At 44.9% G+C, this 25359-nt stretch carries 18 protein-coding genes, 1 tRNA gene and 1 pseudogene; 5 read left to right on the plus strand and 15 right to left on the minus strand.

What is annotated here, in order from left to right; all coding sequences use genetic code 11:
* Positions 1-74 precede the first annotated feature (74 nt).
* The gene (locus FTO70_RS11140) at positions 75-971 is read right to left on the minus strand and encodes a hypothetical protein (RefSeq protein WP_255335829.1); all 897 of its coding nucleotides are present in this window, start codon (positions 969-971) and stop codon (positions 75-77) included.
* A 455-nt stretch (positions 972-1426) separates the two neighbouring features.
* Here FTO70_RS11140 and FTO70_RS11145 point away from each other — a divergent pair, with 455 nt between their 5' ends.
* Entirely contained in the window at positions 1427-1774 is a 348-nt protein-coding gene (locus FTO70_RS11145) for a hypothetical protein (protein WP_255335830.1), read from the plus strand.
* 49 nt (positions 1775-1823) lie between these two features.
* On the opposite strand, the gene FTO70_RS11150 is transcribed toward FTO70_RS11145, so the two are convergent.
* The 4 genes from FTO70_RS11150 to FTO70_RS11165 all read right to left on the minus strand — a co-directional run bounded on the left by FTO70_RS11150 (position 1824) and on the right by FTO70_RS11165 (position 4042).
* Positions 1824-2168 (minus strand): NifB/NifX family molybdenum-iron cluster-binding protein, encoded by a 345-nt coding sequence (locus FTO70_RS11150; RefSeq protein WP_255335831.1) that lies wholly within the window; start codon positions 2166-2168, stop codon positions 1824-1826.
* Positions 2169-3018: 850 nt separating this feature from the next.
* Positions 3019-3091: transfer RNA gene (locus tag FTO70_RS11155), tRNA-Gln, on the minus strand.
* Positions 3092-3271: 180 nt separating this feature from the next.
* Complete coding sequence (locus FTO70_RS11160; protein WP_255335832.1) at positions 3272-3673, minus strand: hypothetical protein; 402 nt, start codon at positions 3671-3673, stop codon at positions 3272-3274.
* Positions 3674-3709: 36 nt separating this feature from the next.
* Entirely contained in the window at positions 3710-4042 is a 333-nt protein-coding gene (locus FTO70_RS11165; RefSeq protein ID WP_255335833.1) for a DUF2551 domain-containing protein, read from the minus strand.
* Between the two features lie 1094 nt (positions 4043-5136).
* Here FTO70_RS11165 and FTO70_RS11170 point away from each other — a divergent pair.
* Both FTO70_RS11170 and pap read left to right on the plus strand, forming a co-directional pair.
* Positions 5137-5601 (plus strand): hypothetical protein, encoded by a 465-nt coding sequence (locus FTO70_RS11170; protein WP_255335834.1) that lies wholly within the window; start codon positions 5137-5139, stop codon positions 5599-5601.
* 2438 nt (positions 5602-8039) lie between these two features.
* Positions 8040-9578: a polyphosphate:AMP phosphotransferase gene (gene pap / locus FTO70_RS11175; protein ID WP_255335835.1), complete on the plus strand. Its 1539-nt coding sequence runs from the start codon at positions 8040-8042 to the stop codon at positions 9576-9578.
* A gap of 84 nt (positions 9579-9662) precedes the next feature.
* Here the strand turns inward: pap and FTO70_RS11180 are convergent, their stop codons facing one another.
* From FTO70_RS11180 to FTO70_RS11195, 4 genes are all read right to left on the minus strand, one after another.
* The gene (locus FTO70_RS11180; protein WP_255335836.1) at positions 9663-10178 is read right to left on the minus strand and encodes a response regulator; all 516 of its coding nucleotides are present in this window, start codon (positions 10176-10178) and stop codon (positions 9663-9665) included.
* Positions 10179-10181: 3 nt separating this feature from the next.
* Positions 10182-12752: a histidine kinase dimerization/phosphoacceptor domain -containing protein gene (locus FTO70_RS11185; RefSeq protein ID WP_255335837.1), complete on the minus strand. Its 2571-nt coding sequence runs from the start codon at positions 12750-12752 to the stop codon at positions 10182-10184.
* Between the two features lie 72 nt (positions 12753-12824).
* Positions 12825-13103 (minus strand): hypothetical protein, encoded by a 279-nt coding sequence (locus tag FTO70_RS11190; RefSeq protein WP_255335838.1) that lies wholly within the window; start codon positions 13101-13103, stop codon positions 12825-12827.
* A gap of 222 nt (positions 13104-13325) precedes the next feature.
* Entirely contained in the window at positions 13326-13973 is a 648-nt protein-coding gene (locus tag FTO70_RS11195; RefSeq protein WP_255335839.1) for a DnaJ domain-containing protein, read from the minus strand.
* 224 nt (positions 13974-14197) lie between these two features.
* On the opposite strand from FTO70_RS11195, the gene FTO70_RS11200 reads away from it, so the two are divergent.
* On the plus strand, positions 14198-14344 hold the full coding sequence (locus FTO70_RS11200; RefSeq protein WP_255335840.1) for a hypothetical protein: 147 nt from the start codon (positions 14198-14200) through the stop codon (positions 14342-14344).
* A 25-nt stretch (positions 14345-14369) separates the two neighbouring features.
* Here FTO70_RS11200 and FTO70_RS11205 read toward each other — a convergent pair whose 3' ends face one another.
* From FTO70_RS11205 to FTO70_RS11215, 3 genes are all read right to left on the minus strand, one after another.
* Complete coding sequence (locus FTO70_RS11205; protein WP_255335841.1) at positions 14370-14780, minus strand: response regulator; 411 nt, start codon at positions 14778-14780, stop codon at positions 14370-14372.
* A gap of 3 nt (positions 14781-14783) precedes the next feature.
* Positions 14784-17462 (minus strand): histidine kinase dimerization/phosphoacceptor domain -containing protein, encoded by a 2679-nt coding sequence (locus FTO70_RS11210; protein WP_255335842.1) that lies wholly within the window; start codon positions 17460-17462, stop codon positions 14784-14786.
* 86 nt (positions 17463-17548) lie between these two features.
* Positions 17549-18334 carry a winged helix-turn-helix domain-containing protein gene (locus tag FTO70_RS11215; protein WP_255335843.1) on the minus strand — a complete coding sequence of 262 codons (786 nt, stop codon included), beginning with the start codon at positions 18332-18334 and terminating at the stop codon, positions 17549-17551.
* A 390-nt stretch (positions 18335-18724) separates the two neighbouring features.
* Between FTO70_RS11215 and FTO70_RS11220 the strand changes: the two genes are divergently transcribed.
* The gene (locus FTO70_RS11220; RefSeq protein WP_255335844.1) at positions 18725-19015 is read left to right on the plus strand and encodes a hypothetical protein; all 291 of its coding nucleotides are present in this window, start codon (positions 18725-18727) and stop codon (positions 19013-19015) included.
* Positions 19016-20423: 1408 nt separating this feature from the next.
* Here FTO70_RS11220 and FTO70_RS11225 read toward each other — a convergent pair.
* From FTO70_RS11225 to FTO70_RS11235, 3 genes and pseudogenes are all read right to left on the minus strand, one after another.
* Positions 20424-22997 (minus strand): histidine kinase dimerization/phosphoacceptor domain -containing protein, encoded by a 2574-nt coding sequence (locus tag FTO70_RS11225; protein WP_255335845.1) that lies wholly within the window; start codon positions 22995-22997, stop codon positions 20424-20426.
* Between the two features lie 407 nt (positions 22998-23404).
* A complete protein-coding gene (locus tag FTO70_RS11230) occupies positions 23405-24850 on the minus strand; it encodes an APC family permease (protein ID WP_255335846.1) in 1446 nt (481 codons plus the stop codon).
* Between the two features lie 306 nt (positions 24851-25156).
* A pseudogene (locus tag FTO70_RS11235) lies at positions 25157-25359 on the minus strand ([dimethylamine--corrinoid protein] Co-methyltransferase); the annotation flags it as partial.

The following is a 25359-nucleotide window of genomic DNA, read 5'->3' on the forward strand; positions in this document are numbered from 1 at the left end:
TGTCCTTTCATGTTTTCCGTGGTTATAGATTCCATTTTTCATTTTCATTGGTTTTCTTCGTTTTTCATCGTCTTTTATTCAGTTTTGATCTCCACAAGTTCCAGTCTACCCGATCCGCCTTTCGCTACTTCTTCAAGGAGCATGCCGGTTCCGGAAGCATAGTACTTGTTCTCCTCGACGCCGGGTTCAAGCGGTGTCCACTCCTTTGTCTTCAGGCAGTTTTCAAATGAACCGTAGGGAACCGAAACCGATTCGGTCAGGGAAAGGACTTCAGCCATGTCTTCAGCTTCACCTTCCAGGTACTCCTGGCGGTAAACATCCCCTACCTGCGGGTCGCCCTTGATTAAGATCCCCGGCAGAGCTCCGCCAACTCCGGCTTCCCAGGAACCTGCAGTGCTTACAACTTCTCCACCTTCATATTCTTTAGAGTCCTCCCCGAAGTACCAGATGTTCCCGTCTTTGTCCTGCGCATACCAGTCGAAAGTTTCCTCAATAAGTTCACCATCTTCCCAAACCCTGTCCCGGACAACAGTCGTGGTAACGCCCATCACCTCTCTGGTCTGTAGGGTCACAAAAACTTCATTTCTTTCCGAGCCGTCTTCGGTTTCTCCTTCATATACGAAAGTTGTGCCGGGGGTCAGCGGGAAGTAGGGGTTGTCAATGGTTTCTACGAAATCTTCAGGGTTTATGACAGGGCTGTATTCCTCCTCCATTCCGGCCCCTTCAGTTTCTTCCATTTCTTCTGTCTCTTCCATTTCTTCGGTTTCCCCTTCCACAGCTCCTTCTGTTTCCTCCATTTCTTCAGTTTCTTCTACTTCTTCAGTTTCCCCCTCTACAGCTCCTTCCGTTTCTTCTACTGCTCCCTCTTCTGTCTCCCCCTCGGGGGGCTCTTCGCTCACACATCCCGAAGCAAATAAGACAAGAGCCCCTGCAAGGATCAGCAGTATAGCAAGTGTCAGTCCTCTTTTCACTTTTCAGCCTCCTTCTGTTATTTTACAGTACGATTTTACAGTACTGTGTTGCATCCACATGAAATCCTGTAATTCGCATACGATCCCGTGGTCCGCAAAATCTATTATCGATCCGCAAAATCAGTAATAAGTCTCAATTTTGAACCCCGGAGATTCCACCTCCTTTCCCCTTTAAGTAATAGTTGGCCAGGGTTTTTAAAATTAATTCTGGCACATTTATAGAATCCTGGGTTATAAGGCAGAAATGAAAACAGAAATGAAAACAGAAATGAAACTGAAATAAGGAAAAAATAAGCAGAAAAACTATTTTTTAAATAGCAGAAAATCGAATCATCTTTTGTTTAGGAAGAGTTCCGGAATAAAACATTGATTGTAAAATCTCTGTCAATACATCCATTAACACATTTCGTAAAAATACTTATTTAGGATCCATATTTTACCGGGAGTGACCCTTCATGGCAAGAATACTTTCTGACAAAGACATTGACCTGCTAAAAAAACTTGCACCCGAATGCGAAGACCTGCTCTGTTCAGGTTCAGGCGTCCCCTACCGTTCGATTCTTCCCCCTCTGGCGAACCACTATTCAGAAGATGCCATAGATTTCCACCGGAGGCTGAGCGGGACCTCCCCCGAAGACCTGGAATACCTCATTTCCCTTATCTTCAGCGGGGAAGAGAGCCTGGGATGTGTGCCCCCTGACTACATTACTATCTTCCTGCGGGTCGTGGCAGAGAAACTCGGGGAGGAAGCGGCTGCTGCAGTAAGGCAGAAGTACGAGGAAAATAGAGAGTGTCATACCTGAAACAATATTTTCCGGTTATTTTCCGGTTATTTTTTGGTAATCAGCTTGATTATTTCCAGGTGGGCCCATCGGCCGGCCTGAGTTCACCTTTTTTAAACTGTTCGACTGCAGCCTGAATCGAGCCGCTGGCCCCTGTTACTATACTGACACCTTCTTCTGAGAGGATTCTAAAAGCATCGGGGCCGATTTTGCCTGTCAGCAGAACATCGATGCCTTTGCTCACCATGGCCTGCGCTACCTGTATCCCTTTCCCAAGCACTGAAACGCCCGGGTTTTCAAGTACCTCGAATTCCATGGTTTCAGGATCGATAATGATAAAATACGGGGCTCTTCCAAAATGCGGGTCCATAGTGGAGTCCAGATTCCAGGATGTAGCTGTTACACATATTTTCACTGATTTCCCCTCGATATTGTCAGGGTGCGCCAGACTGCCCGGGGCTGATGGGATTTTACCCGCAACAATTACTTCAAAGCAGGGCATCTTTACAACCCTATAATAATCGTTGATGGCTTTGATATAAGTAAGTTCTGTTGCCTGACAGAGAAATGAAATTTCCATGCGGCCGTTTTTCCGATAAAGCGGGCAAAGCGGCCTGGAGCAAGAATCGCCTCATTCTCCGAAAGGGTTATCCTCTTTCTCAAAAAGGCACCCCGTCTCAAAATCCCCGGGACATTTTCAGATGGATTCTACAATAGGGTCATGATAGAGTCATTCCTGGACATTCTTGCCTTTTTGTCCATATTTGCCCGTAAAATCCGGGACATTAAGGGGTATTTTTCGAGCAAAAATCCAGCAATTTTCCTGATTTTTGGACTTAATATCCGGATCCGAGACTTGCTCCGAAAAAGTCCCGGGGAAAAAGTTGCCGAGTTCTACAAAAAGGACATTATATTTCCATATGTTGCGGACACTTCAAGGGCAGTTTTGTTTTTTTCTTGTTGTTTTTCTCAAGCATGCAATGCTAAAAATGTATCACAGCCCGGGTAGAAACGGTAAAAAAGTAAGGGCAAAAAAGTAAAAGGTAAAAAAGTAAGGGATAAAATGTAAGGGATAAAATGTAAAATTGTGAATGATAATAAAGGGAATCTCCCAAAATGGCTGTATATGGTGAAACCAATGGCTCCTGATCAGCCACGTGCAGGAAATTCTTTTGGAAACTCCGTTGTGCCTAACAGGTAGTCAAAACAACATATAGGAAAAAGTTAAACATCAGTATAGAAAAAACTTAATTGAAAAAGTTTAGTAGCCCGGCACGGATTCGAACCGAGGTTGCAGGATCCAGAGTCCCGCATGATTGACCACTACACTACCGGGCTTCGATGATTTTTCGCTGTGGGGCGTGTTTCTTGCGCCTTGAAGCGTATCTTCTAAAGGAAGATTTTGTATATATAGCTTTCGGGCGAGTGTTTCCAGATTTTTAGGATCTGGCACATAAGGGGCGAGAATATGCTTAGAATATATCCTGATTATGTTGTAAAAATGGTTTAATTTCAGGTTTACAGGCTTGCTTCGTCCTGGCTGAGGACTGCAGTCCACCACCAGCGGGCCATATCCATGAGGTCTTTTGAGAACTGGCCTGATAGCCTGTACTCCTTGTTCTTGACAGAGATCAGGCCTGCTCCGAGGAGTTTGTTGCGCATGGCATAAAAAGAGGCGCGTCCGGTCTGGAGCTCGTCCAGGAGGGCTTTCCACTCGTCGGTCCTGAGCGGATTTCCCGCGGCCTGCCTTTCTTCAATCATGGTCAGGAACTTCTGGCCCCTTACGGCAGTGGCTTCTTCCTGGAAAATACGCCGCATAAGGTTGTAGTACGGGTCTCTTGAATGGCTTATGCGGGTATTTGCATCCGACCGTACCACGATAGTCGTTGCTGTCCTGGGTGCGTTTTTTACAAGTGACATAGTCCATCAGGCAATTTGCCGGGAGTAAAAAGAATTTCAGGCTGAAGGTTCAGCAGATGTTTTTGGCGATGAATTCACAAGTTTCAAAAGCAGATCAACGTATTCTTCCCTCAGAAGATAGACCATTGGGGTTTTATAGGACTCTTTATGGGCCCTCAGGACACCGAGTTTTGAATGAATGTATCCCACCATGGATGCAACCGTATTCCTTGAAACATTGTACTTGCTTGAAAGCATTTCATGCAGCTCATCAATGGTTGCCTTTTTTACTTTGATAAAAATGCACAGTATAGCTCTCCGATATCCGTCGGAGTCTACTTCGAGAAATTTCTCGACTCTTGATTTGATTTTAGCTCGGATGGATCCCATTAATTACCACCTCTACTGATGTAGTAAACTATGTCAGTTATAGCCATATATATAGGTTTGTAAATTTATTCGTCATGATAGGGATTATGCAAATAATTTTTAATTGATGCGCAAGCATATTTCATTTCAAATCAAGTTGATACCATATATCATATTGGGCTTTATCGGATATATTGCTTTTTATGAGTCAAACATAGACTTCTATGATTTAGATGTACTATGTTGAAAGATATCAAACATCTATATTTTTTATTTTTATAGTTTATAGTAAATAAAATATTAATTACCTTTAAGAAACAAAAAGAACCCTATCATCCCCATCATGTGCTAAACACATAAATAATATATTTATTTATACTCGCTATTTATTTTACATGAGCTTGTATATTAAACTTGTGTCCTGTAAAAATTCTTCAGAAAAATTCTAAGACATTATGACCGGGTACCTGCTCCGGAATGACTTCCCGACAACCATTCTGCCTATATTTTAATCAAAAGTAATACGGTTTTATCAGACCCCGGATTCTATTATCAGCACTAATATATTTTTATCTATTTTTATCTGAATATATTTCTATCATCCTGGTACATTTTGAAATAATAAATATTAAAACTTGAACCTCTTCCCGGTTTTCCCCTCCACATCCTTATCTGCTCATCTCATACTTTTTACTCAGTTATATTTTCCCAACCTGCCTTATATACTCAGTCTTCTACTCAGTTAAGCCTTCTATCTGCCCCATTATTCTGCCCAATTCAGTCCCCTACTCATTTTCCATATCTCCTACCTCAGACTTCCCGAGCTCCCACTTGCCGAGCTCAGACTTGCCAGGCTCCCACTCACCTGAAATATTCCACCGACCTTCCACTTGCCCCTAAGTTCCGGCAGACCCGGTGGTGCTACTTTTGGACATGCCTATTTTTAATATGCTATTTTTCAAATCCCCTGCAGTCCCTCCTGCAGTTCCGGGCCAAAAACTTCCCGGAGGGATCAATGTTTAATATGTTTATGACCTTAGACAGAAATACACAAGGAAAAGCCAGAAGTAATGCAAACTCCTTTAAATTTTGAGCTGCACTCAGGAGTAAAACACATGGAATACAGCTATGACCTTCAGGGCAACGACCTATACATAGGAGAAGACCGGATCCCCGCCTACAGCCTGGAAAAAAACGAGATCGGAACATGCACAACCTGTGATGCCTTGCTTATGAGCCTGAGCTATCACTCTGTGGAGGGGAAGCTCATAGTCATAACAAAATGCACTTTTTGCGGCAGCTTTTCTGCGAACATTTATGACCCGGAATGGAACTGGACTGACGAAGCTCCTATTTCCCTCCTTCCGGTCCCTGTCCCCATAAGTAACCCCGTGGTCGACGACCTGGAAGGACTCGAAGCAGTTCCCATTAAAAAACTAGAAGCAGTATTTTCAAGGGGAGAAATCGAAGCTCTTTTTGCAAGGGCCAGAGAAAAAGTTCCCGTCCGTCAGTACCTGTACCGGGCCCGTAAAAAATACGAACTATTTGAAGAAATTTTTGAGCTTAAACTGGAGTTCTAAACGGAGTTCTAATTCAGTGACTCCCTAACCGGATTTTTGGAAGGTCCGAAAGAAAAAAATCAGGCTTCAATCGATATTCTTAAACGTAATAATATACTGTTACGAGAAAAATATAAAATTTATAATAATGAATAAAATAAACAAATAAAATTAAATAGACATAATTAAATTATCCAATATAATATCTATAATAATATTTAATTAATATAATAGAGCCATAATATTAGTTATTGCATAAATTTAAATTAAAGTAGAGAGTTGCACCTATACAAAGGACACGAATACCGGGCAAGCATATTTCCGAGAAATACACTGGGTTTTCAATATTTATGTTATTTATGGCTAAATATCAACTAATTTTCTGATAAATTTTAAAGTAAAACGGTATGCGTATTTGCCAAGGTTTGACCTGCTGAGTCTACAGTAAATAAGTCAAAAACGTATTTATAAATATAGGCATATAATATATGATAATATTACTTAATAAATATAGTTGCCAATTAATAAAATATTTTTTTTGATTTTAAATTTTAGAAAGACATGCATAATTCTTGAAAAATTATAGGATTCTTCTGACTTTTTTGCTTCTTGCAAGCCCGGGAAAAAAGGAAAGCTTAACCTGTGAACAAGTCCGGAATTATGTAATATACGCCCTACTGAATTATTACTTAATTGCATAGTGAATGATTTTTTAACTTTTGCTCGTGTTTTCCCCTGAGTTTACATCCAAATCCAGATTTAAGTGCCAGGATGAATCCCTTTATTCACATAGTATATGTGCATATATACCAGGGTCCCCTAAAAACCTGAAATTTGCTCTCATTTTGTCAAGTCGTTCATTACATAAACTATAGGAATAGAGCAGTCTCTGCCGATCACCGTAATATTTACTGCAAAAAAATGTAAAGAAAAGAAAGAGAGAAAATTTTGCAAATTGAATCTTATAGTATGTATGAATGAAATCTCAAAAAATACATGAACTTATGCCAATTATATAAAATGATATGAAAATTTAACCTATGTGTTTTTAGTAGGTTTTGACTTAATCACTCTACCCTCGCAGGTCCAAAAATGAATATATAAAAATAGAGATATTTTAGTAAGAAACATGGAATTTTTCTAAGAAATTCAAGAAACGTATATATAAAAAATGATATAGGTTAATTAAATGATACATTACTTTCAATATACAGAACTGAATTATATATAAGAGGAGGTACAATTAATAATTGAGACTTACTTTGTAAATACATAGTAAATAATATAGATATAAAAGATAAGTAATAGTTTTTAGGAAATGTTAAAACCAGCAATTAAAAAAAGGCATATTTGTAAATAAATATTTTATAATATATTACATAAGCTATGCACGTAAAAAAGCATTTTTTTGAAAAAAAATATTAGAATATATATAAAGAACAATAAACGAGTTAAATAATAACAAATTAAAATACATAATATGCAATATACAAGATATAACATATAATACATAAATAAATAGTTACTATAAATAATATATGTGATCTAAAAAACAGACTAGCATAATATATATCATAATATAAATATTTAATCAGCATTCACAAAAAATATGCACAAGGCGTATCATAGTTACCATAATACATACATTACAGATATAAATTTGCATATAACAAAAACAATAACAAAAAAATCGAGACGAACATAGTATAAAAACATACCTCCATAAGGCATAATAGGAAACATATTTTTGATTAATCATTTTTTAGAAGATATATTCAGCAAAGAAAAACCGGAAAAAAGACTGAGTTTGATGCAATACAATACAATACAATACAACATTTATCAAAAAATCAGCATTAAATCAGATTAACAAATATTTATCGATATATATATTTTAAAATGTACGGCAAATGAGTAGATTCGGGGTCATATTATAGTAGTATATTTATAAATATGTTTATGAGTTAGAAGTGATACACCATGAGACTCAAAAGTAGGATGAAACACATAGTCGAGCAAAAAATGAACCACAGTGTATTATAATTAAGGAAGACCTACTATTTACTAATCTAAACTGAGTAAATTTAGAATTATTTAAACATAACTCAAATATTTAGAGGCTGTACAAAGTGGAAATAAATACAGCCTGCAAAATATTCATTTTGATTGGCAGGAGTACCGCCATGCTACTGATTACTGCGATTCCTCTGGCAGCCGGGCCATCTTCAAAGGCTTCAGACCTGATTTTACCAGACTTGACTTATAAGATTTTGTTTTTGCTATATTCATTCCTGGCAATTCTGACAGTACAAAGAACTGCTCCATTTATAAAAGATAAAAATCAATTCCCATGCTGTAAGAAGAAACTCACTATAAATTCACTATTTATGAGCCAGAAAAGTTACTGTTTTATTCTGTAACGGTTTTATTCTTTTTCAGTATATGCGTGGTGTGCTGGCATGCTTGAAAATGTAGATCTGTCAAAATCGGTAAAAAACGGCGAATATAAAGAGAGCATGGAAGCCCTTGAGGCTGAACTCGGGGAGCTTCAGCGGAGAGCCTGGGAACTGAAAATCCCGATTATACTTGTTTTTGAAGGCTGGCATGCATCAGGAATGGGGGAGGACATTAACCGCTTTATCCTGCCCCTTGACCCCAGGGGATACGATTTCCATACCATGACAGTGCCCTGCTACGAAGAACTTCTAAAACCATTCCTGCTTCGCTTCTGGGCCCGGGTCCCTGTCAGGGGGAAAATTGCGATCTTTGACAGGAGCTGGTACAGCCGGGCGATTATCGAGCATTACGGGAAGGAAAAGTATGAGGCCGGGCTTGAAAAGTGCCTGGAGGGAATAAATTATTTTGAGCGGCAGCTTGCAGATGACGGGTACCTGGTCCTTAAGTTCTTCCTGCATATTAGTGAAAAAGAGCAAAAAGAGCGCTTCAAGGAAATACAGAAGAAAGGAATCCCCCTGATCCTCGACGAGTATGAGAAGAGCAACGGGAAAACGCTGGACTTCATTGATGAATATAACGAATACCTCCCGGTAGTGGAAAAAGTGCTTCAAAAAACCGACATGCCCCATGCACCCTGGACCATAGTGGAAGCCAACGACCGGAAATTTGCAACCCTCAAGATCATCATGACCGTGACCCGGGCCATCAAAGCCCGAATAGAGGAAGTGACCAGGACCCCGGGAAAGCAGACCATCAAGTACCTGGAAATAGGCACCCCGAAGTTACCTGACATCCAGGGTTCCGTCCTCAAGCAGGCGGACCTCTCAAAAAGGCTTCCTTACGACGAATATAAAGAGCAAAAAAAGTTATACCAGCACCGGCTCGAGGAACTCCAGTACGACCTTTTCAGGCAGAAACGCTCCATGGTAGTTATCTTTGAAGGCTGGGACACCGCAGGCAAGGGAGGGGGCATCTACCGCCTGGTCGAAGAACTGAACCCCAGGCTCTACAGGGTAGTCCCGGTTGGTTCCCCAAACGACACTGAAAAAGCCCACCACTACCTCTGGCGCTTCTGCGAAGGAGTCCCGAAAGCCGGGCACCTGACCATCTTCGACCGGAGCTGGTACGGGAGGGTCATGGTAGAAAGAGTGGAAGGCTTCTGCAGTGAGGAAGAATGGAAGCGGGCCTACCGGGAAATCAACGAATTTGAAACGATCCTCAGGGAGGGAGGAGCCATAATCCTCAAGTTCTGGCTCCACATCGATAAGGAAACCCAGCTTGAACGCTTTGAAAGCCGGCAGAACGACCCTGAAAAACAGTGGAAGATAACCGCAGAGGACTGGCGGAACCGAAGCAAATGGGACCTGTACGAAGCCGCAGTAGAGGAAATGCTCCAGAAGACCAGCACAACCGACGCACCCTGGATAGTTGTGGAATCCGCCGACAAGCGCTACTCCCGTGTAAAGATCTTAAAAACAGTGGTCGAAACCCTTGAAAGGGGAACTGAAATCCTGAAAAAACCTGAAAAACTCAAAAACTGAAAAACTCAAAAACTGAAAAGCTGAAAAAACTTAAAATGAAAAACTAAACCCTAAAAGCTCAAAAACACGAATATGGAAAAAGGTTCAAAGGCTCACTCTGGAGCCTTCGGATCGGTTTGAGCGGCTGAAGGATTCCGGATTTTTTTCGGAATCATTCTCCTGCTTTCCGGAATCTGTCTCCATTCCCTGCTTTTCCACGCTCTGTTTTTCGATGCCCTGTTTTTCCATCCTGTACCTTCGCAGAGCCACATCAATGCTTTTTTGCAGGTCTTTTTCATCAAAAGGCTTCACAATATACCCAAGAGGCCCGGTCTTCCATGCCCGCTCCACGATTTTGCTTTCGGAACAGGCTGTCAGGTAAACCACAGGCACATCAAAGCGTGTTGTAATCTCCTTTGCTGCCTCTATGCCGTTGACATCACCTTTCAGCATGATGTCCATCAGCACCAGGTCAGGAAATGTGCTCTCGGCTTTGCTGATGGCGTCTTCTCCCGAGGAGGCAACACCTGTTACCGTATACCCCAAACTCTTTAGCATCCGCTTTATTCCCATTGCGACGATGTGTTCGTCCTCGACAACCAGAATTCGTCCTTCTACCATTCATTACACCTTCGTTTTGTATTTCAGCTCCTGAAAGCTGATTTTAAACATGGTTCCCCGGCTCGTGTCAAGTCCGATGTCCCCTTCAATCTGGTCCACAAGCGTGGTCACAAGCTGAAGCCCGAGGGAATCCGTGTTCCGGAAGTCAAGGTCCTCCGGGAACCCTTTTCCGTTATCCCTTACAATCAGAGAAAAACGGTTTTCTTTATTACTATTCCCCTGTTTTACATTGCTTAAGTTGTTGATTTCAGTACTGCCCTCTTTATCAACCTTTCTGTGCAACCGGATACAAATCTCCCCTTTTTCATCTTCGGAAAAGGCATGTTTAAGGGAGTTTGAGACAAGCTCATTGATGATAATCCCGAGAGGGACAGCCGTGTCCATCCCGAGAAAAACATTCTCTACGTCAAGCTTCAGCCCGACCTTCCCGCCATCGACAGCATAGGAATGGAAGAGATAATCTGTAAGGTTCTTGATATAGTCGGAAAAGTCCACACTTACCATGTCTTCGGACTGGTAGAGCTTTTCGTGGACAAGAGCCATGGACTTGACCCTGTGCTTGCTTTTTTTGAAGGCTTCGGTAACCTTCTCATCATCAAAGTTTCCGGACTCCAGGTAGAGCAGGGAAGAAATGACCTGCAGGTTGTTCTTGATCCTGTGGTGGATTTCTTTTTTGCGGGTTTCTTCCATCAGCAAGAGCGCTTCTTCGGCTTTTTTGTGCTCGGTGATGTCCAGGATAATCCCCTGGAGGTGAATTCCCTCAATTTCGTTCCTCTGGATAACGGTCCTTTCATCCACCCAGCGCACTTCACCGGATTTTGTGAGGACCCTGTACTCCGAGGTATAATCCTTGATTCCGGAATCTATGTGTTCTTTGACCTCTGCCCGGACTTTCTCCAGGTCTCCGGGATGGATCAGGTCTTCATAAAGGACCCGGGTGGAAGTGAAATCTTCCACATTATACCCTATCCGGGTAACGTTTTCCGATACAAATTCAATCGGCCAGCCTTCCTCGTATTTCCACAGGAAGACGATTACAGGACTGTTGTTTATGACTTTCTCCATATCTTCTTTTAACTTATTAGAGTGCTCAAGCTCCATTGCATATTCCAGCAGGGCTTTTTCAGCTGCATTGCGCCTGTTGGTGGCACGGTCGAGAGCTATACGGGTATTTTCAATCCCATCCGTAAGGAGTTTGAAATCCCCCTGTCCGTGTACCGTGATCGGCCTTTTGAAATCGTTCTTTTGAAAGGCACTGAGGACGGCATTTGAGTCGTCAATAATCCCATTCAGGGCTCCCGAGAACTTATCAAGGGTATTTCCGAGTTCCCTGAATTCTCCCTGCATGTCCACATTGACTCTCTCATTTAATTCTCCCTTTGCAAGGGCATTGGTTACCCGCATGGTCTCCCGGATGGGGACTACCACAGCGTTGAGAATTTCATTCAACCCGTGAGGGATTTCCCGGAAATCGATTTCCACGTCAGTATCCGCTCTTAAATCCAGCTTTCCCCCGACCGCAGCATCGGCTATTTTCCTGAAACCGTCAACAATATCATCTATCGGCCTGGTAACAGAGCGGGAAATCATGTAAGCCAGGGCAGCCATAAACATAATAGAAACTGCCGAAATGATGAGCAGCCTGTTCCGGAGGTCATTGACTCCGGCAAGGATTTCTTCTTTCGGGACGACCAGGACGAAAGCGAAATCCCCGGTCTCGACAGGTTCGTAAAACATATCCACAGTCTTTCCGGTTGTCGGGTCCGTAGTTTCCAGGTGCCCGCCTATCCCCTTTTTGATGTCAGTGACAGCCGGGTCGATATTTTCAAGCCCGAAATTGCTGAGGTTTTTTTTCCCGATCCATTCCTTATGGGTGGGATGGGAAAGGAGTACACCTTCATTGCTGACCATGAAAGCATACCCTGTATCAAAGGTCCTGACCTCGCTTACCACTTCATCAACGTAATCCAGGGATACGTCTACTCCCCCGATCCCCACAAACTCCCCTCCTTTTACGATAGGAGAAACGTAGCTCACCATGAAAACCCCTTCATAAAAGTAGGGTTCCGTGAGCACATCTTCTTTCCTGTTTTTCGGGAGCTGGTAGTAGTCGGAGTGGTCATAATGGAGCAGGGGTTCAAGAGTGACGGATCCGTTCATTTTGTTCCAGTATGGGACAAACCTGCCTGTTTTGTCATTCAAAGGCGTGTTTGCATAGTCCGCGTCTTTCCCGTCAAAGGCGCCGGGTTCAAAGGCCACGTAGGTCCCCAGGATGTGGGGGTTGTCAAGGAGCAGGTTTTCGAGAATCTTCAAGACTTCGTCCCTGTCTGCTGCCTCATAAGCCCTCATTGTGCCGGAAATCGTCCTTGCAATAGCAAGGTTGGCTTTCATATCCGCATCAAACTGGTTTGCGTAGTTGCATGCCATTTCGACCGACTGCTCATATGCCAGTTTCTCCTCCTGTGCCGTAACCGTGGAGATAATCACAGCTGTGGAAGCCGTAAGGATCAGCAAAACCCCAAGCACGGTGTAGAGGATCAATTTGGTTTTCAACGGGACGTCCTTGAATCTCATCTGGATTTCATCCTGTATTCCGAAGCATTACAGTGAAATTAAAAGGGAAAGGCAGCTAATCGCCTTCTAACATTAAGTTATTTTCCCTGCAGAAGCCGGTTTGTTTTCAAATAAAACCGCGCTTCCGGTTAAATGGAAACCCAGGCCGTCAAGCGGAAAGAGAGGCAGAGATTTTCCTGCATCGATTTCTATATAATTAAAACTATATAACCTGCCCCACATGGCGTTTACAAAAGAGAAGAGATTATTCAGGGCTTTTATCCTTTGCAGATGAGATGGGTTTTGGCAAACGCCACAGGAGATTTTAATCCCGTTAAAATTTTCAAGCGCATGAGACTTTCGGTTGTCCACTTTTTAGTCTTTCAGTTATCAATGGAAACCTTTTATGAATTTGTTTTTCAGGCACTATATTTTCAGGTACTATACCTTCACCGGTCGCGTGTAACAGGCCTTTTCCACAAGTGCATTGAGATAACTATAAAGGGCACTCCAATGACTGAAATAATGCATATGAATAACCAATAAAATATGGATAACCCAAAAAATATGAATAAGCAATAAACAAAAAGGCATTCATTTTCTTCCAGCCATTCCCCTCAGCAGCTCCCGTGCCAGCAACCATAAGGCAAGCAAAAAGGCTGTCACTATCAAAAGGAATACAACCAGCATGGGAATGCTGAGAATCAGCCAGAGCACTGCAAGGACCCCAATGATGCGGAGAGCCAGGTCCACGGCTCCCCAGGTAGAAAGAACACCTTTTTGCCTGCCTGAGCCATTCCGGGAACCGGGAGAGGATTTATCCCACCTTCCGGTGGGGTTTCCGGATGCGGGCCTGCTCCCCGAATATTCCCTTCGGGTATCCCATCCCTGCCTGTTCTCCCTCCCACCCTGGCCGCCCCATGTCCAGGTCCAGCTGTATTCTTTTTTCCAGGAATAATCCTCTGCCCTGAAATCTCCCCCTGCTCCTGAGGGCCTGGAACCAAAACGTCCCTGGAGGTCATATTCAGCCCTTTTTTTCGGGTCAGAGAGGACAGAGTAGGCAACATTAATCATTTTCATCCGCTCTTCGGCGTCCACCCCCGGGTTTCTGTCAGGGTGGTACATAAAAACGAGCCTCCGGTAGGCTGCCTTAATTTCATCAGCAGATGCCTTTCTGGAAACTCCAAGAATCGCGTAATGGTCTGGTTCTGACATGGTCTGGTTCTGTTCTGGTTCTGACATGGTCTGGTTCTGAAATGATCCGGATGCCAAATATGCCTATTCTATGCCCTAATTCTATGTCCAAAACTATGCCTAATACTATGCCAATTTTATGCTGATTCTATGCCAAATGTTTAAAGTTTAGTAAGTATCCCGAACTTCATTATGTTTTTTAAGCTTTATGTACTCATGCCCACAAACTGAAAATATATTTTGGATGCCCTGGTGGTGCCTGTAAAAAAGCCGTGAGAAGGAAAAAATTCCCGCAGGTGAAGGCTGAAGAAAGAGAATGGATTCAGGCTTGGGTGACTGACTGGGATAAGTTCAGGACTCTGGAAAAACCCGAAAGAAGGGATAATCCGAAAGAAGGGATAATCCGAAAGCAGAGATGAACGTTGACGGAAAAACCATCGTTTATCATTTCTCTTCAATAGCTTCCCCGGATTTTTTTTCTGTCCTGTACCTGTGCAGGGCCACCTCTATACTGCTGTGCAGGTCCTTTTCATCAAAAGGCTTTACGATGTAGCCGAACGGCTCGGTCTTTTTGGCCCTCTCGATAATCTTGCTGTCGGAGTAGGCGGTCAGGTAAACCACCGGTATATTAAAACGTGCCCTGATCTCCTTTGCAGCTTCCACACCGTCCATATCCCCTTTCAGCATGATGTCCATCATCACAAGGTCGGGAAAGGTACTCTCTGCTTTGCTGATGGCGTCGTCCCCCGAAGAGGCAATGCCTGTTACCGTATACCCCAAATTCTTTAACATTCGCTTTATTCCCATCGCGACGATATGTTCGTCCTCGACAATTAGAATTCTTCCTTCTGCCATTAGTTACACCTTTGTTTTGTACTTCAGCTCCTGAAAGATGATTTTAAACTCGGTTCCCCCGTTCGTGCTGAGTTCGACATTCCCGTTAATCTGGTCAACAAGCGTGGTCACAAGCTGGAGCCCGAGGGAATCCGTGTTCCGGAAATCAAGGTCTTCCGGGAACCCTTTGCCATTGTCCCTGACAACCAGGGTTAACAGGTCCTCTTTGGTTTTATCCTCCCGTATTCCGCCGCTAAGGCCAGCACCATCACAGGTCCTGGTCTCACTCAATTCTTTATCCTTAACTGCTTCTTTATCCCTGGCCGGCTCTTTATCCTTAGCCACTTCTTTATCTTCTTTATTATTATAATTTGCTCCTTCCCGGGACGGGCTTCCTCCGTTCCTGTGCAGCTGGATGCGTATTTCCCCGTCCTCATCTTTGGAGAAGGCATGTTTAAGGGCATTTGAAACCAGTTCGTTGATGATGATGCCCAGGGGAACGGCTGTGTCCATTCCAAGGAAAACGTTGTCAACATCAAGTTTCAGGCTGACGTTTCCGCCGCCAACGGAATATGATTTGAAGAGGTAATCGGTAAGGTTTTTAATGTAGTCGGAAAAGTCGACGCTTACCATGTCTTCGGACTGGTAGAGCTTTTCATGGACGAGGGCCATGGACTTGACCCTGTGCTGGCTGTCTTTGAAAGCTTCCATTACCTTTTTATCGGAGAAGTTTCCGGACTCCAGGTAAAGCAGGGTGGAGATTACCTGCAGGTTGTTCTTGATCCTGTGGTGAATTTCTTTTTTGTGGATTTCTTCCATCTGCAGGAGGGCTTCTTCGGCTTTTTTATGCTCGGTTATGTCAAGGATGATGCCCTGCAGGTGGATTTCTCCTTTTTCGTCCCTCTGTATAAAAGTCCTTTCATCCACCCAGCGGATTTCCCCGGCTCTGGTGAAGATCCGGTATTCCGAGGTATAGACATCACAGCCGGACTCCACATTCCTTGCAAGTTCTTTTTTCATCTTTTCCAGGTCCTCGGGGTGGACTATGTCCGCGTAGAGTATGCGGATGGAAGTGAAGTCTTCGGAGCTATACCCGAACCTGGTAATGTTTTCCGAAACAAAATCCGCAGGCCAGCCTTCTTCATACTTCCAGAGGAAGACAATAACCGGGCTTTTGTTGATAACCAGCTCCATCTCTTTTTTAAGTTTATTCGAGTGCTCAAGCTCCATTGCATATTCCAGCAGGGCATTTTCGGTTGCCTTGCGCTGGGTGGTAACCATATCAAGTACCTCGCGGGTCTCTTCAATCCCGTCCGTAAGGAGTTTGAAGTCTCCCTGCCCATGTACCTTGATTTGCCGCTTGAAATCGGTATTCTGAAAAGCGGTAAGGACCGCGTTTGAATCATCAATGATCCTGTTGAGGGTCCCGGAGAATTTGTCAAGGGTGTCTCCCAATTCCTTAAACTCCCCCTGCATATCTACTTTGACCCGCTCTTTTAGTTCCCCTTTTGCAAGGGCGTTGGTCACCCGCATGGTCTCCCTGATGGGGACAACCACGGCATCCAGGATTTCATTCAGGCCCCTGGGGATTTCCCGGAAATCAATTTCAACATCCGTGTCTGCCCTTACACCCAGTTCCCCTTTGACCGCGTCCTGGGCAATGCTCTTGAAGTCCTCGACAATTTCATCAATAGGCCTTGTGATGGACCTGGCAATCATGTAAGCAAGAAAGCCCATGAACAGGATTGAGATTGCAGAGATAATCAGCAACCTGTTCCTGAGGTCAGTAACCCCGGCAAGCATCTCGTCTTTCGGGACAACCAGAACGAAGGCAAAGTCCCCGGTCTCAACAGGCTCGTAAAACATGATAACGTTCTCACCTGTGGTGGGAGAGGTGACTTCCATGTGCCCCCCTATTCCTTTCTGGATGTCATCGGCAGCGTTCTGGATTTCTTCCTCGTCAAAATCATGGAGACTTTTTTTTCCGATCCAGTCCTTCTGTGTCGGGTGGGAGAGGAAGATCCCGGTGTTACTTACCATAAAAGCATACCCGGTATCAAAAGTCCGGATATCGCTTGCAACCTCGTCCACATATTCAAGGGGGACGTCCACGCCCGCGATCCCTACAAACTTCCCGTCTTTGAAAATAGGGGAGTCGTAGCTCACCATGAATATCCCTTCGTAAAAGTAAGGTTCGGTCAGGACGTCTTTGCCTGTGGTTTCCGGCAGCTGGTAGTAGTCCGAGGAATCATAATTGACAAGAGGGTCGATAGTCATCGGACCGTTGATCATATTGCAGTAAGGAACGAACCTGCCTGTTGCATCATGTCCCGGCGCATTTACATATTCGGAATCCCTGCCGTCAAAAGCATCCGGCTCGTATCCTACATAGACCCCTATAAGATCGGGGTTCTCTTTAAGGACATTCCTCAGGATATCCATTGTCTCTTCCCGGTCAGAAGTTTCGTACTCAGCCATGGTAAGCGCAAGGGTCCTTGCAACAGCCTGGTTGGCCTTCATATTCGCATCAAACTGGTTTGCATAGTTGCTTGCCATTTCAACGGACTTCTGGTAGGCCAGTTTTTCTTCCTGCGAGGTCACCGTGCCAATGATGACTGCCGTAGAGACGGCAAGAACCAGAAAAACTCCCACAACAATAAAGAGAACCAGCTTTGACTTAAAGGAGACGTCTTTGAACCTCATCGTACTAAACTCCCGCATATCGGTGTTTCTGGAAAAGGACAGAGGATGAAACGGCCACCTATCCGGACTTCAATATGCCGGGAGCATTAAACTTCAGTCACTTCCCGGACGGATTTCCTGTAATGCATGAAAAGCTCCCTGCCCCAGCGAAGCGCACTTGCATCGAAGCTCATCACCTTTCTATGGTCGTATTTTCCCTGCCTGTCGAAGAGGCAGAGATACATAAAACGGTCGGTGACAGCAATTGTGGGGATGTTAAGGCCCTCCTCACAGACCCCTACAACCGTATTTGGCGAATCCAGAAGCGTCCGGAGTTCATCCAGGCAATCGGTTTTCAGCCTCTCGAATACGGGTTCCGTAAGCACGAGTTCCACTTCCGCTTCACTTTCTGCAAGCTTTGAATAAAGAGAAGAGTAAAGGGGATGGTAGTAAGAAAGGGAACTCAGGATGCACCTGGATTTTGTAAGGTTTTCCGTAAATTCCCTGGGAAGGTCAAACATGTGGTTCAGGTCGGGTTCGATTACCATACATTCCCCAAGTTCGCCCAGGCGCATGAACAGGTCATGGGGTATGACACTGGTGTCCCGGCTTGCCCAATATTCCTTGTTTTCTTCGATGACCTCAAGTGTGTTAAGGAGAGGGAGCATGTTCCCTACTACCAGTTTTCCGATCTCGGAAAGTTCGTAAGTATCCACTCTCTGGAGAATTAACTCCTGCTTTTTCAGAATCTTAATTTGAGGCATCATCGCTTTTGAAGTCACGTTAAGAGAAGTCTTTATTTGCTCGATGTCCCGGGGTCCTTCCATAAGCAAGAGAAGGAGGTTTTTCCTTTTTTCAGAAAGCCATATCGTATCGCATAAAGATGAACTCATTCCTGTGTACATTTATAATGAATACTTTTATTAATAACTTCTGTTTTAGAGGGGAGAATAAAGCCGAATAGACTGCTTGCTCCTCAAAAAGGAGAGGCAAAGAGTATTTTAGAGGTCTTTACTTTCCTGAAAAGAATTTTCACTTTCCCGGTTTAACGGCTCCCGGGCTCATAGGGTAAATCTAAGCTGCCTTTCAGGGGTTCATGTGAATTGCTTTTCAAGCCGTTTAAAATTTCAACGGCATTAAAAAATCCCATCACTCTGGCAATTACTCATTACTCTTTCTTTAACCAAAAAGTTTCGAAACTCCCCCATAGGTTGGGCTATATATAATCGAAGTTATAGAACAGAATAGAAATTGGGAATAAAACATCTACCTGGCACTGGCAAATGCCCGGTGGGATACCCAGCAAATTTAAGAGAGAGTTTAAAACAGAAGTAAAATGGCAAAAGAATAGAATAAAAAATGGCACGAAAAACGGATTAAATAAACGAATTAAAAAGACAAAATTAAGAAAATCGTTGCATCCTCTAAAAGAAGTGAAAAAAAATATCTCAGAGAGTAATGGAAGGCCCCGGAAGGCATGTGGGAGTGCAGTCCGCCCCTTAAGAGACCTCTTGAGAAAGAAGGATCAAGGACCTGCTAAACCTCCAAAAAGCAGTTCCCATGCTCCTCCATGAACCCCAGCAAATGCATTACAAATGTGCCTGAGGGTTGTGGCAGTGGGATTTAATGCCACGCCCCTCAGGTGCCTCCGAATTATCTCTTTTTGAGTTGTTGAAATTTTCAAAGGCATTGAAAAATCTCAGGGCACAGGCAATGCCTTAAAGCCCTTTCTCGAACCATGTTCAGTAGAAAAAACCTCATAGGTTGGGCTAAATATCATCAAATGCATAAAGGAAGGTGTCAGGAAATAGTAATACTGGCTCCTCCTGACGTGATTTGAGGTTCAAAAGAAGGGATAACTTAAGAAACGGGCATATAGGTAAGGCTCATACCCTGGATGTCTGAACGATATGTCTGGAATCCGGAAAATGTGGGAAACATATCTGAGGGAGATATGGAAACAAATCCGGGACGTAAAAACGAACCTCTAACTGAGATATGAGTTTGGGAACTCATCAATAGAAAACCAAAAGATAATGGGATATGAGTTTGGGAACTCATCAACGGAAAAACGGGAACAATGGGATATGAGTCTGGGAACTCATCAACGGAAAAACGGGAAAATAATGGGATATGAGTTTGGGAACTCATCAATGAAAAAACGGGAAAATAATGGGATATGAGTCTGGGAACTCATCAACGGAAAAACGGGAACAATGGGATATGAGTTTGGGAACTCATCACTGAAAAAGAAATCTGTTGGAAATAATAGAAAAACGGTATGTGTAAATTCGACAACTCGCTTAAAAATACCTGACCTTTGAGAGGAAACCCAAATCAATGAACTCACCCAAATCGGTGAACTAAACCCAATTAGACTGCCAGGATTCTGCATCGATCCCAGGGAAGAATTGTGGTGTTGTGGCCACGATTCTGAAATGGCAACCAGAGATCTTGCGGAAACAGCATCAAACCGGGAATACATACATGGCATACCTGGTTTATACCTGGTCTGAAATCAACATTCTTTCCAACCCCGAAAAACGTAACTTGAGTAGCAATCATACCTGAATCCAATGAAATCATCTCCTCTCCGACAGATTTCTTTTTTAAATTTTTTTTTAATTTCTTTTTTAAATTTGTTTAATTACTTCATCATTCCGATTTGCTTATAGTCCCGAAAATAAATATTTACACTTACTTTATAGACGCGGAAAGCGCGGAAAGCGCGGAAGGATGTGCCCCTATTTTCTTTATTCCGTATTTTCCGTGCTTTCTGTGGTTAAACTTTCACTTGAGATTGGTGAAGAAATTTGGGTCCTTGACTATAACCATCCCGATTTGTTTAACCAACCCGATTTGTTTAACCATCTTGATATTTCAGAGTTGGCCCCAGTTTCCTAATCTTGAGTTTCATAATCATGATCTGCTTTCACCTGCTTATTGTTTCAGGCATTCCGGAATCCACCACTGGCAACTGCCTCACAGTTTCTGCCTGTACTTCAGTTCCCGGAACCGGATCCTGAATTCGGTACCCCTGCTCCTGTCAAGTTCGATACTGCCTTCAACCTGGTCCACGAGGGTGTTCACAAGCTGCAGGCCCAGGGAATCAGTTTCTTTGAAGTCGATATCTTCAGGGAAGCCTTTGCCGTTATCCCTGACAACCAGCGAAAAACATTCTCTGCCTTCCCGGATTCCTTTTACGGAGTCGGCACTTCCGGTACTTTTGCTGCCCTTTTCCTTTGTCTCCTTTGTTTCCTTTTTGAGACAGATACAAATCTCCCCGTTTTCCCCTTCGGAGAAAGCGTGTTTAAGGGAATTCGAGACAAGTTCGTTGATGATGATTCCCACGGGGACGGCCGTATCCATTCCGAGGAAAATATTGTCAACGTCAAGCTTCAACCTGATATCCCCGCTGCCTACTGAATAGGCCCCGAAAAGGTAATTTGCAAGGTTCTGGATGTAGTCGGAGAAGTCTACGCTTACCATGTCTTCGGACTGGTAGAGCTTTTCATGGACAAGGGCCATGGACTTGACCCTGTGCTGGCTGTCCCGGAAGGCTTCGATTACTTTCTCGTCATCAAAGTTTCCGGACTCCAGGTAGAGCAGGGTTGAGATTACCTGCAGGTTGTTTTTGATCCGGTGGTGGATTTCTTTCTTCCTGACCTCTTCCATCTGCAAAAGGGCATCTTCGGCTTTCTTATGCTCGGTGATGTCCAGGACAATCCCCTGCAGGTGGATTTCTCCGGTCTCGTCCCTCTGGATAAAGGTCCTTTCGTGCACCCAGCGGACTTCTCCGGACCTGGTGAGGACCCTGTACTCGGAACTGTAGTCTTCAGAGCCGTTTTCCACGTTCCTGCTGAGTTCGACATCTACCTTTTCAAGGTCTTGCGGATAGACGATATCCCCATAGAGGATCCTGTTTGAGGTAAAGTCTTCCATTTCATACCCGAGGCGGGTAACGTTTTCCGAGACGAATTCGATAGGCCAGCCTTCCTCATACTTCCACAAAAAGACAATTACGGGGCTGTTATTGATTATGCGCTCCATTTCTTCCTTTAACTTGTTGGAGTGCTCAAGCTTCCTGGCATACTCGATCAGGGCCTTTTCTGCCTCCCTCCTCTGGGTCGTAACCCTGTCAAGGACCAGGCGGGTCTCTTCAATCCCGTCCGTAAGGAGCTTGAAGTCGCCCTGCCCCTGGACCCGGATCGGCCGCTTGAAGTCGTTGTGCTGAAAAGCAGTAAGGACTGCATTTGAGTCGTCAATGATCATGTTAAGGGTCTCTGAAAACTTATCCAGCGTGTCCTCAAGTTCCCGAAACTCCCCCTGCACGTTCACTTTGACCCGCTCTTTTAGTTCCCCTTTAGCAAGGGCGTTGGTCACCCGCATGGCCTCCCGAATAGGAACGACCACGGCATCCAGGATTTCGTTTAAGCCCCTGGGGATTTCCCGGAAATCGATTTCGACATCCGTATCTGCCCTTACCCCGAGTTCCCCTTTGACCGCATCCTGGGCAATGCTCTTGAAGTCCTCAACGATTTTATCGATGGGGCGGGTGATGGACCGGGCAATCATGTAAGCAAGAACGCCCATGAACAGGATTGAAATTGCAGAGATAATCAGCAACCTGTTCCGGAGGTCAGTAACCCCGGCAAGCATCTCGTCTTTCGGGACAACCAGGACGAAGGCAAAGTCCCCGGTCTCAACAGGTTCGTAAAAAAGAATAACGGTCTCGCCTGTGGTTGGGTCCGCAGTTTCCAGGTGCCCGGCAACCCCGTTTTTGATATCAAGGGAGGCTTTGCGGATCTCATCTCCCTCAAGGTCATAAAGGTTCTTTTTTCCTATCCAGTCCTTATGGGTGGGGTGGGAGAGCAGGATTCCCGTGTTGCTTACCATGAAAGCATATCCTGTGTCAAAGGTCCGGACCTCGCTTACCACTTCATCCACGTAGTCAAGGGATACGTCCACCCCTCCGATCCCCACAAACTCCCCGCCTTTTATGATAGGGGAAACGTAGCTTACCATGAAAACCCCTTCATAAAAGTAAGGTTCCGTGAGCACATCATCCATAGTGCTTTTTGGGAGCTGGTAGTAGTCTGAGTTATCGTAATGGAGCAGGGGTTCGAGAGTAACGGGCCCGTTCATTTTGTTCCAGTAAGGGACGAAACGGCCGGTCTCGTCGTGTGCCGGAGTGTTTGCATATTCCGCATCTTTCCCGTCAAAGGCATCGGGTTCGAAAGCCACGTAAGTCCCCAGAAGGTTGGGGTTATCGAGGAGCAGGTTTTCCAGAATCAACAGGGCTTCGTCCCGGTCTGCGGTTTCGTAGCTGGCCATGGTGGTGGAGATAGTCCTTGCTATGGCAAAGTTGGCTTTCATATCCGCATCAAACTGGTTTGCGTAGTTGGAAGCCATCTCAACCGACTGTTTGTACGCCAGCTTTTCTTCCTGTGTTGTCACCGTACTGATGATAACAGCCGTGGAAACGGCTAGGACCAGAAAAACCCCAAGCACGGTATAGAGGATCAACTTCGTTCTCAGCGGGGTATTACTAAGCATCATCAACCCTCATTGTCGGTTCCATTCGTTTTTGGGCTGCTGAACAGGGAAAAAGAGAGCAATTTTCCACACCTCAAACATTTGAAAAAGATCGGACCTTTATGCAATATTTTATTCCAATCCTTTACGTTATTTATATCTGGACTTCTGCACCTGAGGAAAAGAAACTGCAATCGAGCTTGTTAAGAGCATTTTAACCAATTTGATGCTCGTCCAATGATAAGGACCTCGATTTTATTCAACTGCAGAAGTCTTGATATATATATTATATGTAATATCTATTTAAGGTATGGCCGAAAAAATTTTGAAAGGAAGAGCGCAGAAGAAAGAAGGGTGCAGAAGTAAGTTTCTGCAACACAATTCCTTTTACTGCGACACGATTCCTTTTACTGCAACCCTATTATACATTACATAAGGGCTTCGCTCATTACGTGGGTTTCGTTTTCCACCCTCACCGGGTTCTCGTTCTGGGAGTAGAACCAGAGCGGAATGTAGAGGGCGAGCACCACGAAACCGACGATCGTGGAAGTCCATCCAACCTCAAGGCTGTTCAGGTAAACCACCCCTATCAGGCAGAGAGGCAGGTTAAAGAGCCCGAAGAAGAGGGCAACGGACTGCCAGCCTTTGGGGGCTTTGAAGGGCCTTTCCAGCTTTGAGAAGCGGGGGTCAAGTTTTGCCTTCACGTAGGCAAAGAGGCTGATCCCGTTGGCACACACATACCCTATGGCTGATGCAGCCAGGATGGCTGCGGGAGTACCCATGCAGATGAAACCCATGTTGAAGAGAGCGATGACGATCATCGCATTAACCGGGGTCCCGTGAGCGTTCATCTTGCCGAAGAACTTGGGGAGATTTCCTTCTTCAGCCATGGAATACATTGCCCTTGAAGCCCCGAGGAAAGCGGTCTGGATGATCATGACCATTGCCGCAACCAGCATGAGGATGGTAAGGGCTCCTCCTATGGGTCCGAGGGTCATCTGGGCCATCGGGAGCATAGGCGAGAAGGGTTCGGCCAGGATTCCCTCAATTCCCAGGGTCCCTGTACAGGCTGCCTGGACCAGGATGAAGGTCACAAGGCAGATTGCGCCGCAGATAAAGAGGGCTTTTGGCACATCTGACTTCGGTTCCTTGTACTCGGGCCCGTAGATTGCTGCGGTTTCCCAGGCACAGGCGCTCCACTGGGCCATAGCAAAAAGCCCGAGCAGGATAAGGATGTGCGGTATGTCCCAGCTCCAGTCCGTGGGCAGCCAGGCACCGGTGATGTTGCTCATTTCAAAGTGCCCGGTTACGAAAGGTGCAAGGGCGATAATGATAAGCGGGGCAAGAGAAAGCACGGCAAGGATGTACCCGAGGGTCGCTCCGCCGGCAAGCCCGCGATAATTAACTAGCATAAGGAATATGTAAACAACTGCCCCGGAGGCAAGATAGAGAGCAAGGTCAGGAATGCCGGCAAAGGCAGGGACCAGGCCTTTAAGGTAACTTCCGATAAGGATTGCAAAGATAGCAAGCACGGGGTTCCAGGCAAACCAGTAGCTCCAGGCGCTGAACCCACCGAGCAGTTTACCCTGGTCGTACTTCTTGTTTCCCTTATTCGTACCGAACACACTCTGGGCGTATCCCGGAAGCCCTGAAGCTTTCGGGAACATTGTTGCAAGTTCGCCGTAGGCAAAGTTCTGCATGAAACCCTGGAAAACTGAAAGGACCCACACGATGATTGCAAAAGCCCAGACATAACTTGCAAAGTAGCCGATGGAGGGCAGGATAAGCACAGGAACCCCAAGGGCAATAGCAAGCCCCTGTTTCCAGTCAATTGTCCTCTGAAGTCCACCGGATCCACTGTTTTCGTCACTCATTTTCACGCACACTCCGTTTAGTTTTATACTAATGCGGGTTGACGATTCGCACAGCTCTTAGAGCACAAATCAGCCTATAGAAGCCTGCAAGAGGAAAAACGGGCAGGTGCCCGGGAACCTGAACAGAGAAACTGTACCGGTTTATTCCCGCCAGCAGAAACCCAAAAAAAGTTTCACCCCCCGTATCCCGGCATGTTTCCCGGGGTTAAAGGGGGATATAAGTTCCTGATGCCCGTTTTTTCTCAGTTTATGCAGGTATTTCGGATTTTTTGGGATTACTTTGAATTATTTCGGGTTGTCTCGGCGTTACTGGGTCTGTTTCCTGAAGAGGTCGCAGGAGTTGATGTTGATGTCGAGAAGCTTTTCTATGTTCATCTTTGCTGCAATGCCCTTTGCAGCTCCCGGCACGGAAGTGATCACGCCGATGTCAAGCTCCTCACGGAGTTCGCGCATAACGTGTTCGTCCGAGAGGTCCATTGTGTCTACATTGAGCTTCTTTGCCACGTATT

The sequence above is a fragment of the Methanosarcina sp. KYL-1 genome (assembly GCF_024372725.1).
In the GTDB taxonomy this organism is placed as follows: Archaea; Halobacteriota; Methanosarcinia; order Methanosarcinales; family Methanosarcinaceae; genus Methanosarcina.

Excerpts from the sequence above, each read along its gene's own strand:
- FTO70_RS11220 (WP_255335844.1), top strand. The coding sequence starts at position 18,725 with ATGCCCGGTGGGATACCCAGCAAATTTAAGAGAGAGTTTAAAACAGAA.
- FTO70_RS11225 (WP_255335845.1), bottom strand. The coding sequence starts at position 22,997 with ATGCTTAGTAATACCCCGCTGAGAACGAAGTTGATCCTCTATACCGTG.
- FTO70_RS11180 (WP_255335836.1), bottom strand. The coding sequence starts at position 10,178 with ATGGTAGAAGGACGAATTCTGGTTGTCGAGGACGAACACATCGTCGCA.
- FTO70_RS11160 (WP_255335832.1), bottom strand. The coding sequence starts at position 3,673 with ATGTCACTTGTAAAAAACGCACCCAGGACAGCAACGACTATCGTGGTA.
- FTO70_RS11205 (WP_255335841.1), bottom strand. The coding sequence starts at position 14,780 with ATGGCAGAAGGAAGAATTCTAATTGTCGAGGACGAACATATCGTCGCG.
- FTO70_RS11170 (WP_255335834.1), top strand. The coding sequence starts at position 5,137 with ATGGAATACAGCTATGACCTTCAGGGCAACGACCTATACATAGGAGAA.
- FTO70_RS11195 (WP_255335839.1), bottom strand. The coding sequence starts at position 13,973 with ATGTCAGAACCAGAACAGAACCAGACCATGTCAGAACCAGACCATTAC.
- FTO70_RS11210 (WP_255335842.1), bottom strand. The coding sequence starts at position 17,462 with ATGAGGTTCAAAGACGTCTCCTTTAAGTCAAAGCTGGTTCTCTTTATT.
- pap (WP_255335835.1), top strand. The coding sequence starts at position 8,040 with ATGCTTGAAAATGTAGATCTGTCAAAATCGGTAAAAAACGGCGAATAT.
- FTO70_RS11185 (WP_255335837.1), bottom strand. The coding sequence starts at position 12,752 with ATGAGATTCAAGGACGTCCCGTTGAAAACCAAATTGATCCTCTACACC.
- FTO70_RS11215 (WP_255335843.1), bottom strand. The coding sequence starts at position 18,334 with ATGAGTTCATCTTTATGCGATACGATATGGCTTTCTGAAAAAAGGAAA.
- FTO70_RS11165 (WP_255335833.1), bottom strand. The coding sequence starts at position 4,042 with ATGGGATCCATCCGAGCTAAAATCAAATCAAGAGTCGAGAAATTTCTC.
- FTO70_RS11145 (WP_255335830.1), top strand. The coding sequence starts at position 1,427 with ATGGCAAGAATACTTTCTGACAAAGACATTGACCTGCTAAAAAAACTT.
- FTO70_RS11230 (WP_255335846.1), bottom strand. The coding sequence starts at position 24,850 with ATGAGTGACGAAAACAGTGGATCCGGTGGACTTCAGAGGACAATTGAC.